15 protein-coding genes and 1 riboswitch are annotated in these 16047 nt (G+C 30.2%); of the genes, 11 read left to right on the top strand and 4 right to left on the bottom strand.

What is annotated here, in order from left to right; genetic code table 11:
• Window positions 1-26: 26 nt before the first annotated feature.
• From bsdtw1_RS17640 to bsdtw1_RS17615, 6 genes are all read left to right on the top strand, one after another.
• Window positions 27-389, top strand: coding sequence for a DUF1634 domain-containing protein (locus bsdtw1_RS17640; RefSeq protein ID WP_183278864.1), 363 nt, complete (start codon window positions 27-29; stop codon window positions 387-389).
• A gap of 119 nt (window positions 390-508) precedes the next feature.
• A riboswitch (Fluoride riboswitch) is annotated at window positions 509-568 on the top strand.
• 137 nt (window positions 569-705) lie between these two features.
• On the top strand, window positions 706-2061 hold the full coding sequence (locus bsdtw1_RS17635) for a voltage-gated chloride channel family protein (protein ID WP_183278863.1): 1356 nt from the start codon (window positions 706-708) through the stop codon (window positions 2059-2061).
• 128 nt (window positions 2062-2189) lie between these two features.
• The gene (nhaA, locus tag bsdtw1_RS17630; protein ID WP_183278862.1) at window positions 2190-3398 is read left to right on the top strand and encodes a Na+/H+ antiporter NhaA; all 1209 of its coding nucleotides are present in this window, start codon (window positions 2190-2192) and stop codon (window positions 3396-3398) included.
• Window positions 3399-3550: 152 nt separating this feature from the next.
• Window positions 3551-3787: a hypothetical protein gene (locus bsdtw1_RS17625; protein ID WP_183278861.1), complete on the top strand. Its 237-nt coding sequence runs from the start codon at window positions 3551-3553 to the stop codon at window positions 3785-3787.
• 449 nt (window positions 3788-4236) lie between these two features.
• Window positions 4237-5127 (top strand): IS1/IS1595 family N-terminal zinc-binding domain-containing protein, encoded by an 891-nt coding sequence (locus bsdtw1_RS17620; protein ID WP_183278860.1) that lies wholly within the window; start codon window positions 4237-4239, stop codon window positions 5125-5127.
• 408 nt (window positions 5128-5535) lie between these two features.
• Window positions 5536-5817 carry a DUF503 domain-containing protein gene (locus bsdtw1_RS17615; RefSeq protein WP_183278859.1) on the top strand — a complete coding sequence of 94 codons (282 nt, stop codon included), beginning with the start codon at window positions 5536-5538 and terminating at the stop codon, window positions 5815-5817.
• Window positions 5818-5965: 148 nt separating this feature from the next.
• On the opposite strand, the gene bsdtw1_RS17610 is transcribed toward bsdtw1_RS17615, so the two are convergent.
• Together bsdtw1_RS17610 and bsdtw1_RS17605 are read right to left on the bottom strand one after the other, a co-directional pair.
• Window positions 5966-7069 carry a glycosyltransferase family 4 protein gene (locus bsdtw1_RS17610; RefSeq protein WP_183278858.1) on the bottom strand — a complete coding sequence of 368 codons (1104 nt, stop codon included), beginning with the start codon at window positions 7067-7069 and terminating at the stop codon, window positions 5966-5968.
• A 10-nt stretch (window positions 7070-7079) separates the two neighbouring features.
• Window positions 7080-7706: a hypothetical protein gene (locus tag bsdtw1_RS17605; RefSeq protein WP_183278857.1), complete on the bottom strand. Its 627-nt coding sequence runs from the start codon at window positions 7704-7706 to the stop codon at window positions 7080-7082.
• Window positions 7707-8025: 319 nt separating this feature from the next.
• On the opposite strand from bsdtw1_RS17605, the gene bsdtw1_RS17600 reads away from it, so the two are divergent.
• The gene (locus tag bsdtw1_RS17600) at window positions 8026-9234 is read left to right on the top strand and encodes an ABC transporter substrate-binding protein (RefSeq protein WP_183278856.1); all 1209 of its coding nucleotides are present in this window, start codon (window positions 8026-8028) and stop codon (window positions 9232-9234) included.
• A gap of 62 nt (window positions 9235-9296) precedes the next feature.
• Here the strand turns inward: bsdtw1_RS17600 and bsdtw1_RS17595 are convergent, their stop codons facing one another.
• Window positions 9297-10415 carry a glycosyltransferase family 4 protein gene (locus tag bsdtw1_RS17595; protein ID WP_183278855.1) on the bottom strand — a complete coding sequence of 373 codons (1119 nt, stop codon included), beginning with the start codon at window positions 10413-10415 and terminating at the stop codon, window positions 9297-9299.
• A 136-nt stretch (window positions 10416-10551) separates the two neighbouring features.
• Between bsdtw1_RS17595 and bsdtw1_RS17590 the strand changes: the two genes are divergently transcribed.
• The 3 genes from bsdtw1_RS17590 (at window position 10552) to bsdtw1_RS17580 (ending at window position 13600) form a co-directional block, all read left to right on the top strand.
• Window positions 10552-11553, top strand: a complete 1002-nt coding sequence (locus tag bsdtw1_RS17590) for a CotS family spore coat protein (protein WP_183278853.1) — start codon at window positions 10552-10554, stop codon at window positions 11551-11553.
• A 35-nt stretch (window positions 11554-11588) separates the two neighbouring features.
• Window positions 11589-12335, top strand: a complete 747-nt coding sequence (locus tag bsdtw1_RS17585) for a hypothetical protein (protein ID WP_183278852.1) — start codon at window positions 11589-11591, stop codon at window positions 12333-12335.
• A 209-nt stretch (window positions 12336-12544) separates the two neighbouring features.
• Window positions 12545-13600 (top strand): CotS family spore coat protein, encoded by a 1056-nt coding sequence (locus bsdtw1_RS17580; protein ID WP_183278851.1) that lies wholly within the window; start codon window positions 12545-12547, stop codon window positions 13598-13600.
• A 118-nt stretch (window positions 13601-13718) separates the two neighbouring features.
• Here the strand turns inward: bsdtw1_RS17580 and bsdtw1_RS17575 are convergent, their stop codons facing one another.
• Window positions 13719-14834, bottom strand: coding sequence for a glycosyltransferase family 4 protein (locus bsdtw1_RS17575; RefSeq protein WP_183278850.1), 1116 nt, complete (start codon window positions 14832-14834; stop codon window positions 13719-13721).
• A gap of 104 nt (window positions 14835-14938) precedes the next feature.
• On the opposite strand from bsdtw1_RS17575, the gene bsdtw1_RS17570 reads away from it, so the two are divergent.
• The gene (locus bsdtw1_RS17570) at window positions 14939-15943 is read left to right on the top strand and encodes a CotS family spore coat protein (RefSeq protein WP_183278849.1); all 1005 of its coding nucleotides are present in this window, start codon (window positions 14939-14941) and stop codon (window positions 15941-15943) included.
• Window positions 15944-16047 lie beyond the last annotated feature (104 nt).

Genomic DNA, 16047 nt, shown 5'->3' with positions numbered 1-16047 from the left:
AGTGTAAGGAGGGGGATATTTGCATTATGAAAGAAAATTCTAAAATAGATGAAATGGAAGTTGTAATCAGCAGACTTTTAAGAATTGGAGTAGTATTAAGTGCAATTATAATTTTTGCGGGATTAATGTTGTTTTTAATCACCGGCAAAAGTGGGTATACAGATGATAGGTTTCCAATTACGATATCTGAGATATTTAGTGGAGCTATAGTTCTGAAGTCTTATGCAATAATTATGGTAGGAATGATAATACTAATTTTAACCCCAGTATTTCGAGTTGGAGTATCTATTATAGTTTTTGTAAAGGAAAAAGACTATTTATACACTAAGATTACCTTAGCAGTGTTCATTATACTTATCATAAGTTTTGTCCTAGGTAAGGTTGAATAATAGATAGATAATAAGGGTTACTATTTAACGGGGATAGTAGTGTAGATAAACTTAGCAAACCTTTTGGAATTATAAACCATGTAGACAAGTAGGGAAATTCATGTTAATATTGTTTTAGAAAATTTATGGGCGATGGAGTTCGCCATTAAACGCGTAAAGCTAATGACTCCTACAAGATGACAATAGATAAAATTGTTATTTTGTAGGAGTATTTTTGTTGTCTTTAGGAGGTGAAATTATTAGCAATTTCTTTACTGTTTTAAATGAAATATATAAAGCTTATATGTACTAAGAAACGAAGAAAGGGATACTATAAATGAAAAATATTAGAAAGAAATTTAAAGATATGCTGATTTTTTTAGGTAAAAAGAATAGCAGTGTTGCATTAGGGATAACTCTTATTAAATGGATTATACTTGGATCCATAGTTGGAATAGTTACTGGTTCTGCTGCAGCGCTATTCCTAAAGAGCTTAGAACTTGCTACCAATCTACGTATGCAAAATTCATGGTTACTACTTCTCCTACCTATAGGTGGAGCTTTTGTGAGCTTTCTATATTCAAGATATGGAAAGAATTCTTCAAAGGGTAATAATTTAATTCTAGAAAAAATTAATGAAAATAGTGGAAGAATATCTATGCGTATGGCACCTTTAGTTTTCATAGGAACTGTTATCACCCATCTTTTTGGAGGTTCTGCAGGAAGAGAAGGTACAGGTGTACAAATAGGTTCTACAATTGCAGAAGGTGTTGGACGTTTCTTTAAACTAGACAAAATTGATACTAGAATAATCCTTATGAGTGGTATAAGCAGTGGTTTTGCATCAGTATTTGGTACTCCACTAGCAGGTACAGTGTTTGGATTAGAGGTAGCAACTTTAGGAATTATGAGTTATGAGGCTATGATACCTTGTTTTACAGCTAGTATTGTAGGGGATATAATATCTAAAGCTTGGGGAATTCAACATATTCATTATAAAATCCTTGAAGTACCAGAATTAACTTCAATGACTGTAGTTAAGATTGTTTTTGCAGCTATTCTTTTTGGACTAACTAGTAGGTTATTTAGTGAATTGACACACAAACTTAAGGAAGTATTTACTGAGGCTTTTAAAAATCCAGTGATAAAAAGTTTTATAGGTGGTATTTTAGTAATTATATTAGTTTATGTTGTAGGAACTAGGGATTACTTAGGACTTAGTATACCCTTAATATCAGATTCCTTTACTAGCAAAGTTCATCCATTAGCTTTTCTAGGTAAGATTGCATTTACTTCATTAACCTTAGGAGCAGGCTTTCAAGGAGGAGAGGTTACACCTTTATTTGTAATAGGTTCAACTTTAGGAAATTCTTTATCGAATATTTTACATATGTCACCATCATTTTTAGCTGCACTTGGTCTTATAGGAGTATTTACAGGTGCAACAAATACACCTATTGCATCATTTTTTCTTGGCATTGAAATGTTTGGGGCACAGGGGATTGAGCTTATGTTTATGACTTGTGTCATCAGTTACATATTCTCTGGACATACTGGAATATATACTTCTCAAAAAATAGGTAGAAGTAAGAGTAAAATAATTGAAGTTCCACATAATGCTTCTCTTTCTTACTATAGAAAGAAGGTATCAAATAAGGAAAATTTAGTTTCTGGGGTGGGAAGCTCTTTTTAGAGCATCCCACCTTTTTTGTTTTGTAAAATATTACTATGTGATAACGAATAAAAAAAAGATATTTAGATAACCATTAATCTAAATCCATTATTAAGCACATAGCTACTATATTTGAAGGGAGAAGTAATATGGAAAATAAAATTCACCATAAAATACTAAATCCATTTTTATACTTTTTTAAAAATGAATCATCAAGTGGATTGATACTTTTATTCTGTGCCATTACAGCAATGATAATTGCAAATTCTGGTTTGGCTAAATCCTATGAACATATATTACATACATATATTACTATTGGCTATCACAAATTTTCGTTATCAATGTCAGTGCTACATTGGATAAATGATGGATTAATGACTATGTTTTTCTTGGTGGTAGGTATGGAAATAAAACGAGAATTGGTGATTGGAGAACTTAAATCTATCAAGAAGACAATACTACCAATCTCTGCTGCCATAGGAGGTATGATTGTTCCGGCAATTATATATGCCTTATTTAATTACAAACAATCAACTATAACAGGATGGGGAATCCCAATGGCCACAGACATAGCGTTTGCATTAGGAATACTTTCAATGGTAGCTAAAAAAGCACCTAAAGGAATAGTATTATTCTTAACGGTATTAGCTATTGTTGATGACTTAGGTGCAATTGTTGTAATAGCTATATTTTACACTAGCAAAATTTTGTGGGTAGCTTTAATTTTAGGATTAGTAGTTTTTAGTGCCCTTTTGATAGCTAATAAGGTTGGAGTAAAATATAAAGCGGTGTTTATTATTGGAGGACTGCTGCTATGGATTAGTTTCTTAAAGTCTGGGATACATGCAACAATTGCTGGTGTTTTACTTGCAATGACACTTCCAGTAGGGAAAAATGAAGATGAGTTTAAAACATCTATGCTGCAAAGTTTTGAACATATATTAACTCCATGGTCTGCTTTTGCGGTTATGCCAGTTTTTGCTTTAGCTAACTCAGGTATAACTTTGGATATAAAAAATTTTTTAACACTTATATTTGGTCCTGTGAGCTTAGGAATTATATTTGGTCTTTTTATTGGAAAGCAACTAGGTATATTTGGAGTTTCATGGATACTGATAAAATTAAAAATTGCTAAACTGCCATCTAAAGTAGAGATGAAGCATCTATATGGTGCAAGTGTTCTTGGTGGTATTGGATTTACAATGTCATTATTTGTTTCCTCTCTTTCATTCTCAGATGATACCATTTTATCTACTGCCAAAATAAGTATTATGAGTGCTTCAATTTTAGCTGCAATATGTGGCACAATAATTTTTAAATTAATAGAACGTAAAACTGAAAATAAGCATATTGAATGATTGGTAGAAGTGCTTGATTTCATATCCTTTTCAAGATAAGTCGATTAGGTATTAATAGGAAAGTTAGTTAATTTTAATTACTGTTTATCAAAATTATAATGGTTTTATAATAATGTAAGTGATAAATTAATTAAAAGGGGGCAAGTAGTAAAATGGAAAAATTGGATAAGTTAGTTCGTTCAAAATGGTTTTCAATTATATATGTTATAGGGGCTATTGGATTACTGTTATATCTTAGGTATGATTTTCCTAAGATAGTCTTTCAATATATAGCATTTTTTCTAGCTATCAGATTACTAGCTAATAAAAAATGGATACAGTTAACAGTATTGATACTATTGATTATAGCAGTTACGGTTGGAGTCGCATATTTAAAATTAAGGAAATGACTTTTATGAAGAAAGGCGTATGAGTGTGTATTTATGAAGTGTTAACTTCTAAAGTATCTACCTATAAGCCTATTATCCTTTAAGTTATTATCCTTGGTATATATGTTCTATTAAATTCACTTCATCAATTAATCGTCTAAAAGTGTTATTCCTTTAATATTTTTATGATTGAAAACTATTTTCTACTACAAAAATCCCTTAACTTACGTTCAGAAAAGACTGATGTGTAAAAAACTCACTGAAGAAGCCAGATATGACCATGTTATATAAACAGTTTTATTATTTTAACTGTCTACTATAAAGTAAGCATAATAGAAGGGCGCTTCAGTGAGTTTTTATAGTATGCAACTATTTGTTAAATAAATGTTGGTAATGATTAAAAACATGAAACTGTGGCAAGCATTAAGAGGATAGCTCAATTATTAAGTTTTTTTAGAGAGGTGTTCCTTTTGCTACAGCACGATGTTGAATTGAAAAAATTTGCTCTACATACTAATGATGTTCTAAAAAGAGATTTTTATAAAAATAGAGTTGTAGAATCTTGTCCGCTTTGTGGGTCAACTTGGCATATTAAATACGGTTTTTATAATGGAATTCAAAGATACAAATGCAAAGTGTGTGATAAAACTTTTTCACGCACAACTAATTCATTATGGAGTTATTCAAAAAAGAATACAAGAACTTGGCTGGAGTTTACTGAATTAATGACAGAAAATAAAACTTTGAAATTTTGCGCAGAAAAGCTAAATATAAGTATTGGCACAGCTTTTTATTGGAGACATAAAATACTTAAGGCGCTAAGTATAGACTCAATTCCAGATAGTCTATCAGGAATTGTACATATAGGAAAAGTCATTATAAAAGAAAACTTTAAAGGGTGTAGAGATGCAGAAATACTAGCCGAAGCAACTCCAAGAGAGAACATTTGGGTTATTGGTGCAAAAGGACAAGAAGACACTATGTTTATAAAGCCAATATTTAAGCATCATTGGAATAAAGTGGCTTTCAATGAGAAAGTTTATTCTAAAATAGAAAATAACTCATACATCGCTGCATACGGAGACAGCAATATAAATTCAGTAGCGATGAGACATAATAAAAATAAAATTGTTAAGGTAGAAAAAGAGTATAGAATAAAATACATTTGGCCAAATTTGAAAAAATGGCTATCAATCTTCCATGGGGTGGCCTCAAAGTATCTTCAAAGATACATTAGCTTCTTCATAATTATGAACTTGGATAAGGTTATGGATTATATGGATTTGATATATGATAGATTATTCGAAGGAAATAGATTTATAAGAACTGAAGAAATAAGAATTAGAAGTTCACTTTTTTAAAGAAAATGTAATTTAATATTACTCTGAAGTAATTGCAAAGAGATGATGTTCTGTAAGAAAACTTCCATAAGACGGTACTAGGCTCCGAGAGGAAGCTTTAAAAATATAAAGTTAACCCTAGGCCTGTCTATCTGCTTATAAATATTTAACAACATTTAATTAACAAATAACTATATAAAGAAAAAATATACTGTTAGTATAGTGCTTGCGATAATAGTAGTACAGTTGCTACAAAAATACATTATTATAAGTATTTATATTAGTAGATTTTTTAACATTATTACATCTACAAGTGCAAAGGTGCATTGTAGCAAGCATATAACCAACAAAAAAGGTAAATACTAGCTTTAGTTAAAGAAAAATTAAAGACATAATTTTTCTTTCAACATGATACTTTAAGGAGATATTATGATAATAGGAACTGCAGAAGTAACAATAAGAATACCATGGGCTAAATCTTTAAAAGAAAAAAGAATGGTAGCTAAAAGCTTAATACAAAGGGTGAAAAATAAATTTAATGTTTCAATAAGTGAAGTAGAGCATCAGGACAATCATAAGCTCTTAGTTTTAGGAATAGCAACTGTAAGTAATAGCTCTAGTCATGCCAATAATTCTCTAAATGAGGTTGTGGACTTTATATATGATAATACTGAAGCTGAGGTAGAAGATATTAATATTGAGATACTTTAAAAAAATATACCACCTCAATTTGAAAAATATTTTCAGAATCTCCATGACTTTCAATGGGAGAGCTTGAAGGTATATTTTCAATATGAAGTGGCACGTTTTTATTTTATAAGCGCTTAAATATAATATTTTTTAAAAGAACAGTTTATTATTATAATGAATACATACTCAATAACTGTTCATCACTAGAATATAAAGGTGTGCTGAATTTAGCTACTATCTGATTTTTATAAGAGGAGTTGTCATTCATACCTTGTATAAAATCAGCTATAGCAATTACTTCATCATAACCCGCATAAACAACGCACTTATTTAGAACTTTTAAGTTAACAGGAGTCTTATTACATATAACAACAGATTTACAGTTGCATGCTTCCACAATTGAAAGTGGGTAGCTATTATAATTAGAAAAATCAACTACACATAAAGCTCCGCTGTAGAATATTGGGAGATGAGTGTATTTAACGAGTCCTAAGAAAATAACATCATTATCTAATCCGTACTTATTTATAAGTTTTTTTAATTTGTTCAAGTACTCAGATCTCTTGCCAGAACCATCACCGGCTATCACAAGCTTTATGTTATTTTCTTTTGCTTTAACCTGTTTCAAAATTTCAATTATAAGTTCTAAGTTCTTTCTTTCTGTTATGCTTCCAACATAGAGCATATAAGGGTAATCAATCTTATAATTTCTCTTTAGAAAGTTTTTGCATAAGACTTTCTCCATAGGTTTAAATATTTCACTACACTTAGGATATACAACCTTAATCTTCTCTTTATCCACCTCAAAATAATTAATTAATTCATCTTTAGTAAACTCAGAGTTAACTATTATTGAGTCACTTATGGATAAGGCTGATGGAACCATTTTAATAAACTTACTTAAATATTTTTCATCTATGTTTTTCTTGTCTGCAATTGGATAAAGTGTGTGTATAGTTGTTATATATTTGCAAACTTTTTTTTCAGGTATGCTAAAACCATTATTAGGTGAATGATAGATACTTATATCATTTTCTGTAAGAAAATCTACTAATTTAGAGTAATCATTTTTTGTTCTATCAATAGTAAGTGGAACAAAGTCTATGTTTTTTAGTCTTTCCCAATAAAAGCTTAAGGGAAAGCTATCCCAAATTGCATGCATTTCATCAAAGGTAGTTGAAGAGTTAAGTAGACTTATAATCTCTCTAGAATAAGAAAACATATCTGTTCCTTGCATCTTAGATGCAGCTAATCCATCTATACAATAATTCATACTGTGCCTCCTATAAAAATTCTTCTTCTATATCAAATTTACTGCTATCGATAACTATATTTTCTTCTGGGATACTTATTTTACTTGCTATCTTCTCTGGCGAAGGTACTTCTACATTTTCTTCAAATGATTGTTTTGGCTCAACCTTAATACTTGTAGAATTTACAGGATTATTATTAATAATAATTGGAGGAACCTCAGATATTCCATCACCATCAAAAGCTAGTAAGTATGATGTTTGCGCTAATACTACCTCTTGATTCAGCATTTGAAGGGTAGCATCTATGATGTATAAGCTAATATTTTTATATGTTGAGTTAGCAGACTGTAAAAGTATAGCCTTAGTAAAAGGCAAGTTTCTTGTTATAACTGACCGTCTTTTCCTATCATCTCTGTATTCCAAAGTAAATTGTTTTATTCCTTGGATAAGTAATAAGGATTTGTTTTTTAATTCTAATTTTTCGTTATTAGATATGTCTACTGCTAAATTCGTTGATATTAGCTGATTTAAAGGATGCTTTCGCCTATTTATATATATATAATCAGAGTGAGAAAAGGTTATTATATGTTCACAAGCAATTCTGCTAAGTTGGTCTGTATCACATATACCAGTTATATTAACTCCATTTTTTATCATATTCTTCCTCAAAAAAATTACTTCATAAGATTATATGCTAAGGATATTGAATTCTTGATATTAATTATATATTTTTATCTAATGATGTACCGGTTCTTAATAAAACTTGTATTTTCAACACAGAGCTTGAACAACCCATAAGTAGAACTTAATGGAAATAATGGTTTTAGTTCCGAAATTGTAATTGTATATGATATAATGTATTAGAATCAAATATTAGAAAAAATTTTAAGATTTCCTTAACTAGTATATAGCACATAAGGTTTATTTAAACTTTAAGTATAGGAAATGTTGTGGATAGTTTATTTGAGGTGAAATTATGCGAAGATACATTGGAATACTAATGGTTATTTTATATACAAGTTTCTTATTGTCCGGATGTAAGCAAGATTCAAAAGTAAAAGATGTTAGTGAAGCAAGTTATGAATACAACATCTGGAGCTATGCTCCATATAGCGATTACTTAAAGAGTCAAGTTATAGAATTTAATAAAAAATATCCTAAAGTAAGGATTAATGTAAATGATATAAAGCAAGATTCTTATATGAAAAGTGTTAATAATAATATAACAACTGTGGACAAAAGGCCAGATTTGGTGCTTTTAACTGGTCAGGAGTTGAACGATATGTTGCTTTCTAATAAGGACGTATTTACCGCAATAACTAGTGATGTAAGTTCTAGAGTAAAGAGTTATTCTCAAGGGAGAATAGATGAAATAACTGTAAATAACCAGATATATGGATTTCCATGGGATACAAAACCTATAGTGATGTTTTGTAATAGTGAGCTATTACATAAATTTAATGTGAATTTAGATGATGTAAATACTTGGAGCATGCTAATAGATGCCGGGAAAAAGTATTATGAAGCCAGCGGAAAAAAAGAAAATATTATGGTAATGAATGAAGAAAGTGAAAAGTCATTAGTAAAAATGCTATTATATCAACTTGGAGTACCTTCAGAGAACCTAGATATGACCTCAGGAAACAAAAATCTCACTAAGGTAATTGACTTGATATCAGATTTAAAGAAAAATAATGTACTTAGGATAGACAATAATTTTGATAGCTTCAAATCCCCAATATTATTTGGCTCCAGTAATACTTATATGAACTTAGAAAAAGTATATAAAGAAGGAAATTTATTTGTTAAGGATTTGCCAGCTTTTGAACCAGGTGGAAATACCTCTGTGATTATGGAAGGGGTTAATGCTGTATTTTTGAATAATAAGAAAGATATAGAGCTATTAAAGCAATTTATAGCTGGTGCCCTCACAGATAAAGAAAACCTTATAAAGTATATGTCAACTAATGGAGTCTTTCCAAGTTATATAGACAGCTATGCTAATTCAGAGATTGATAAGAAGATACAGTTTTTAGATTACGATAGATTATGGGCGAGGATGTCCATCATCGAAACAAATTCAAAGAGAAAAAAATATTACTATGATATGAGTAAGATGATAGATTCTTACATAGAGCAAAGTAATAAGCTTGATGTGCAAGTAAATGGAAGTGTAGTGCACTAAAATATAATAAAAAAATGAACCAGCACATTTATGATTCTAAATGGTGCTGGTTTTGTTTTTGATTAGCTTTGTAATAAAATTTTATTATAAGCCTCTAGAGTATCTTCAGAGGTCTTTTTCCAGTTAAATAATTTACTTCTTTCATATCCTTTTAAGGCTAGTTCATCTCTAAGCTGTTTTGAAGATATAAGCTTTGACATTGCGTTGTAAAGTTCATCAGAACTTAATGGATCTATAAGTAGTGCTGTATCTGAAACTACTTCAGGAATAGAAGTAGCATTTGAGGTTATGACAGGTGTCCTGCAGCTCATTGCCTCCAGTGGCGGAAGTCCAAAACCTTCATATAATGAAGGATATACAAAAATTTCACAGCCGTTGTAGAGTATTGGCAGAAATTCATCTTCTACGAAATTAGTAAATACTACTCTTTTATCTAAATTTAGCTCTTTACATATATCCATCAGTTTGATACCTTCATCTTTTAAAGAGCCTACAATTACTAAACTAAGATCAGTATCAAGCTTCATTTTATTAAATGCCTGTATGATACCTAAAACATTTTTTCTAGAACTAAAGCCACCGATATACAAAATAAAATTCTTAGTGAAATTGAATCTTTTATTAACCATAGCTGTACATTCTGCTTTATCTAAAGGCTTGAAAGAAGTATCTGCAGCTAAAGGCGTAACAAAAATTTTATCTTCATCTATAGTTGGGAAGAACTTTAAGATATCTTTCTTTGAATACTCAGAAACTGTGAGAATTCCATCACAATTATCAATTATTTTAGGCATATCAGTTAAAAATCTTTTCAAATATCCCTTGCCAACTGTCTCAGGCATAATATATGGAATTAAATCATGTATGGTAACTACTTTTTTGCAGTTTATCTGGTCGTTCAGGCCTATCCCATTTTGTGGAACATGATATAAATCCACTTTTTTGTCGTACAAATAGTTTGGGAAATATATATTTTCGAAAAATCGCTGATGTCTTCTAGAGGCCATAATAACTTCAGTTTTTTCATCAGTGAATTCTTTAGAAATAGGGCCAGACCAAAAGAGGCTGTACTTATCTTCTAAATCTATATTCAGTAAGTTTTTTAAGACATTATAGGTATAAGTACCAATCCCAGTTCCTTTATACCAATTGATACCTCTGGCATCAACAGCAATCCTCATATAAATCTCTCCTAAAATTCCTATAATATATAGATATTCTACAAAAGTATTTTGGTGCATTGTTATATCCATATATTGGAACAACGTCTAAGTATAGTACATATAATAATATGAAATATTTGCTGGAGGTTTCATTGTGGATATAGATGAAATAAAAGCTAGTATAAAAGAGCAATACGGCATAGATGTAACAGAATGTATTAAGATTAAAAATATATACAAATTAAAATCAAACCATGGGGAGTATTGTTTGAAATTAATTAAATATCAATATCCTCATTTTTATTTTATCTTGTCGGCTATATTACATCTTCAAAAGCAAGGCTTTAATAAGGTGCCAGAGATAATAGGTACAGTGAAAGGTGAAAAATATATAAAGCTAGGGGATCTACATGCTTACCTTACACCTTGGGTTATTTCTAGAGAAAGCAATTATGATAATCCAATAGATCTCATGAGAGCGGCAGAGAAGCTATCTGAATTACATGTATGTAGCGAAGGATTTACATTAACAAAGGAAATGAAACCAAGAATAGGGTGGTTTACTTGGACAAATGTATTTAGTACAAGAATAGATGAAATAATGGATTTCAAAAAAAGGATTGGACAAAAAGCAGTAAAATCTGAGTTTGATAAATTATATATTTCATTAATAGAAGATGAGGTAAGACGAGCTGTAGCTTCTATTGAAAATCTTAAGGACAGTAATTATGCTGAAATAATGGAGAAAGAAGTTCTAAAAAGGGGGTTCTGCCACCATGACTATGCACATCATAATGTATTAGTTGAAGCGAGTAGTGATATAGCAATAATAGATTTTGATTACTGCATATTAGATACTCATTTGCATGACCTCAGCTCTCTTATGATAAGAGCTATGAAAGACGGAAAATGGGATGTAGAAAAGGCAGATTTTATAATAAAGTCCTATGAAGCTAACAAAAAAGTGTTACCAGAAGAAATAGCTATTATTGCTGCTTTTATTGAATTTCCTCAGCAATTTTGGCAGATAGGACTTCAATATTATTGGGAGCAACAGCCTTGGGGTGAGGAGTTTTTTATGAAAAAATTAACTAAGTATAGTGAAGATAGAAGGGAAAGACAGGAGTTTGTTGATGATCTGAGAATTTATCTATAGAAAAACACACATCACTTGTTTTAGGAGGAAAGAACATGGATTCCTTAAAAGATTACCTGGAGAAAAGAAATATAATTATTTCTCCTAATCAAACGGAAAGAATTCTACAAACAAATTATAATGAATACAATATTTTAGAACAGATAGATTTAATATGTAATTTTCATAACCGAGTTAAAGATGGAGAGGGAATATATTTATTGAGACTCCAAAGTAATATCGGTAAAGAAATGGAAGAATGTAAAGTAAATATAAAAAGGCTAAGAAAGATGCTTTTAGATATAGAAAAAGAAGGCATAAAAGATGCTTTTGAAAGTGAATTATTAAGTAGTGGACACCAAATACTGCTTAAAGCAGAAGCTTGTGTCAAATATATAGGAGAAACTGAATATATAGAACTTATAAAAAGAAGTATGAGAAGTAATGAACTAAGCCTTGTAAGCTGTGAAAACACAAACCTATGGAGACGGGAAAATTATATTTGTATTTCTGATACATCAAAGCTTTGCTTTAACATGGTCGAATGGGATTGCATAACATACCTAAGTAAAATCAAAAGAAGAGGGATACACATAGATTACGGAAAAGTTATTGAAAGCTTTGTTCAGAAATCAGCTCTTGATAAGATCAGTGAAGCTTATATAAAAGCTATGGTTTCTTATCCTTATGATTATATGAAGGTATGTTCAAGAAAAAGGGAAGGTAAGAAGAAATGGAGCGCAGAAGAATATGGAGAAAAATTATCTGCTGCAAAATTGAAAGATGGATATTGTTTAATATAACATCTATATAACTATCAATTTATACAATGCAGAAAAATTTCTATAGATGTACCACTTCAATCTGAAAACTATTTTCAAAACTCCTCTGGGTTTCGAGAGGAGAGCTTGAAAATATAAATTTTATTATGAAGTGGTACATCCATGGATGCAGAGTTTTCAAGCATATATAAATTAAGTTTTAGTAAAGTAATTTATAAAGGGTGAAAAGGATGTTAAAGTTAAAGTATGGAGATAAAAAATATCTTTGCGAATATGATCTTAACATTGAACTTTTTAATAAGTTCTCTATTGAGGTTGAGGATTTAGTTCCTGTAAGAAGTGTATTTATACTAGAAACTTCTAAAGGTAAAAAGATATTAAAGAAAATTGATTACTCAATTGATAGGCTAAACTTTATTTCACAAAGCTTAGATTTTATAAAGAATACATTCCACAGAGCACTTACTATAGACATAGCTGGAGATGGCAATAGATATGTTCTATGGGATGGGGGAGTATATACCTTATTAGACCTCATTGAAGGTAGAGAATGTGCATTCTCAAATATAGTAGATTTATCTATTTCGGCAAGAGATTTGGCTGTGATGCATAAAAGTTCAATAGGTATAATTAAGAACATTAATGGAAAAGTTAATACTAGCTATTCTTTAGATCAAAAAGATATTACGCTAGGGAATATGGAGGGATATTTTAAGTATTCTCTTTCAGATATGAAAAAACTAAAAGAGCAAGTTATAAGTTACAGGCACAAGAATGAATTCGATAAACTGTTTTTAAATGAAGTTGATTATTATATAGATGAAGTAAAAGAATGTGTAGAGCTGTTAAGAAATTCGAAATACAATGATATATGTAAAGAAGAAGATAAAGTAGTATTATGCCATGGAGATTTAGCACATCATAATATTTTAATTAAAGATGAAGAGGCGTATTTTATAGATTTTGATTATTGTAGTATAGACTTAAGGGTTAAGGATATAGCTCAACTTATAACAAAGGCTATAAAAAATTTTGCTTATGATGTGGATAAGTTTAATACTATAATTGATGCTTACACAAGTGTGCTTAATTTAAGTAATGAGGAATATAACCTACTATATATTCTATTAAAATTTCCTTCTGATTTCTATACTTCTGTATCAGACTATTATTATAAAAATAAAGATTGGGATGAAGATGTATTTCTTGCAAGATTTATAAATAAGCTGGAGTTTAGAGATGATAGGGAAGAATTTTTAAAAGAGTTTAATAATGAAAAGCTATAAAGTGGCAACTTTATAATATAAGGACACTAATATTCAGTAAATATTAGTGTCCTTTTTGTGATTATCTCTATATATCATTTTCACCCTGAAATTTATATTGATATACAAATTGCTGATTTTACAAAGCTCTATATGCATCTAATGTATCATATGCAGTCTTCTTCCAATTGAAGGTAGCAGAATGGACAAGTCCTTTTGTTATTAAAGTCTTCAGTAGATCATTATCATCTAGAATTGAAAGTATTTTTAGACAAATATCTTCAGTACTTGAAGGATTACTTAATAATGCTGAATCACCACAAATTTCAGGTATAGAAGTTTCAGTTGAAGCCACCACAGGAGTTCCACAAGCCATAGCTTCTAGAGGAGGTAGCCCAAAGCCTTCATAATAAGAAGGATAAACAAAAATCTTCGCACCGTTATAGAATATAGGCATATCTTCTAAAGGAATAAAATCTGTAAATAAAACCTTTGAGCTTATTCCGAGCTTTTGAGCTTTATCCCTATACATGTCATAAGATATCCCTTTCTTTCCTGTTATGACTAAAGATAAATCCTTGTTATATTTATGAAGCAAAAGTTCATAAGCTTCCATAAGGCCTATTATATTCTTTCTAGGACTAAAGCCGCCAACGTATAGAAGAAAATCACCTTCAATTCCATACTTTTTACTTAAGTAAGATTTGCATTGCTTTTTGTTTAGAGGTTTGTAAATATCTTCTGCAGCAAGATGAGTTACAAAAATCTTTTCTTTTGGAAAATTGAATTCTTTATATATATCTTCTTTAGAAAAGTTAGAAACCGTAATTATACCATCACATTTTTCGATTATCCCTGGCATATCTTCATTAAATATCTTAAGATACCTTTCGCTACAGGTTTCAGGCATTCTTAAAGGGATGATATCATGCAAGGTTATTACTTTTTTACAATCAATATTACTGGAGAGACCAACGCCATTTTGAGGTATATGATATAAATCAATATCATTTTCATTCAAAACATTTGGAACTCTAATCTCCTCCCAAAAATTAAATAATTCATTTTGTTTAGCTATGCCAGTTTTAAAGTTGCTTCTGAATTCTTTTTCAAAATGAAATTCTTCAGGTAAGAAGATTAAATAATTATTTAAAAAATCTATTTGATTTAAATTATTTATAAGTTGATAGGTATAAGTGCCAATACCAGTTCCTCTATACCAATTAGCTGCTCTTCCGTCTATAGCTATCTTCATATATAAGTCCTTTCACATTTCTATATTTTATTATATTAAGCAATTATAAAAAGTGTTAATAAAAGGATACGCCTGTACATATAAATATATAGGAGGTGAGCACTATGATGAGGGAATTTGAAATTGAAAGACAGTTTGATATAAAAATTGAGACACTAAGGCCGAATAAAGGGATATACTATTTAAAATCTAATAAGGGAGACAAATGCTTAAAAAGGATAAACTATGGTGCACAAAAGCTATTGTTTGTATATGGTGCCAAGGAACATCTTATAAAAAATGGCTTTGACAAGGTTGATAGGTACGAGCTGAATATGGATGGAGAACCTTTTGCCTTAGTAAATGAAGACTTATACACTCTCTCACAGTGGATACCGGGAAGAGAGTGCGACTTCCACAATTTAGACGAGGTTAAGATAGCGGCAAAGACCCTTGCATTGCTCCATGAAGCTACAAAAGGATACGATCCTCCAGAAAACTCTAAACTGAAAAGTGATCTAGGAAGATGGCCACATCTAATGGAAAAACGAATGAAATCTCTAGATAAAATGAGAGATATGACTAGAAAAAAATCTCAGAAAAGCGACTTCGATTTAAATTATATTAAATCAATGGAGTTCTATAAGGAACTATCTAAGAGAGCACATAATGTGATGCAAACCTCTTCTTACCTTGATTTATGTGAGATTGCAGAAAACGATAAATCTTTTTGTCATCATGACTTTACCTACCATAATATAATATTAGGTGATGATAATGAAGTTTATGTAATAGACTTTGATTACTGCAAACGAGAGATTAGGGCATACGACATAGCTAATTTTATGATAAAAGTGCTGAAAAGAGTAGATTGGAACATAGAATATGCTAAAGCTATATTAGAATCATATAGCTCAGTTGGAAATCTCAAGGATGAAGAATATAGAGTTATATTTGCATTTTTGCTATTTCCTCAAAGATACTGGAGACTTGCTAATAGATACTATTATAACGAAGTCAACTGGGGACAGAACACCTTTAACAATAAGCTAGAGGGAATTATCAATGAAAAACAGATATATCTAAAATTCATTGATGAATTTAAGGAAATGTATGACCAAAAGGAATAGGAAGAAAAAATTTAAGCTACCAATAATGGTGGCTTATTTTTGTTTTAGTTATAACTGTGTTGAAATTAAGGAGGCGCTACATCCGATACTTGATGAACTTCGCA

Source organism: Clostridium fungisolvens (assembly GCF_014193895.1).
Lineage (GTDB): Bacteria > Bacillota > Clostridia > Clostridiales > Clostridiaceae > Clostridium_AR > Clostridium_AR fungisolvens.
This window is presented reverse-complemented; position numbering and strand designations above follow the sequence as displayed.

Excerpts from the sequence above, each read along its gene's own strand:
- bsdtw1_RS17640 (WP_183278864.1), top strand. The coding sequence starts at position 27 with ATGAAAGAAAATTCTAAAATAGATGAAATGGAAGTTGTAATCAGCAGA.
- bsdtw1_RS17635 (WP_183278863.1), top strand. The coding sequence starts at position 706 with ATGAAAAATATTAGAAAGAAATTTAAAGATATGCTGATTTTTTTAGGT.
- nhaA (WP_183278862.1), top strand. The coding sequence starts at position 2,190 with ATGGAAAATAAAATTCACCATAAAATACTAAATCCATTTTTATACTTT.
- bsdtw1_RS17625 (WP_183278861.1), top strand. The coding sequence starts at position 3,551 with ATGGAAAAATTGGATAAGTTAGTTCGTTCAAAATGGTTTTCAATTATA.
- bsdtw1_RS17615 (WP_183278859.1), top strand. The coding sequence starts at position 5,536 with ATGATAATAGGAACTGCAGAAGTAACAATAAGAATACCATGGGCTAAA.
- bsdtw1_RS17610 (WP_183278858.1), bottom strand. The coding sequence starts at position 7,069 with ATGAATTATTGTATAGATGGATTAGCTGCATCTAAGATGCAAGGAACA.
- bsdtw1_RS17605 (WP_183278857.1), bottom strand. The coding sequence starts at position 7,706 with ATGATAAAAAATGGAGTTAATATAACTGGTATATGTGATACAGACCAA.
- bsdtw1_RS17600 (WP_183278856.1), top strand. The coding sequence starts at position 8,026 with ATGCGAAGATACATTGGAATACTAATGGTTATTTTATATACAAGTTTC.
- bsdtw1_RS17595 (WP_183278855.1), bottom strand. The coding sequence starts at position 10,415 with ATGAGGATTGCTGTTGATGCCAGAGGTATCAATTGGTATAAAGGAACT.
- bsdtw1_RS17585 (WP_183278852.1), top strand. The coding sequence starts at position 11,589 with ATGGATTCCTTAAAAGATTACCTGGAGAAAAGAAATATAATTATTTCT.
- bsdtw1_RS17580 (WP_183278851.1), top strand. The coding sequence starts at position 12,545 with ATGTTAAAGTTAAAGTATGGAGATAAAAAATATCTTTGCGAATATGAT.
- bsdtw1_RS17575 (WP_183278850.1), bottom strand. The coding sequence starts at position 14,834 with ATGAAGATAGCTATAGACGGAAGAGCAGCTAATTGGTATAGAGGAACT.
- bsdtw1_RS17570 (WP_183278849.1), top strand. The coding sequence starts at position 14,939 with ATGATGAGGGAATTTGAAATTGAAAGACAGTTTGATATAAAAATTGAG.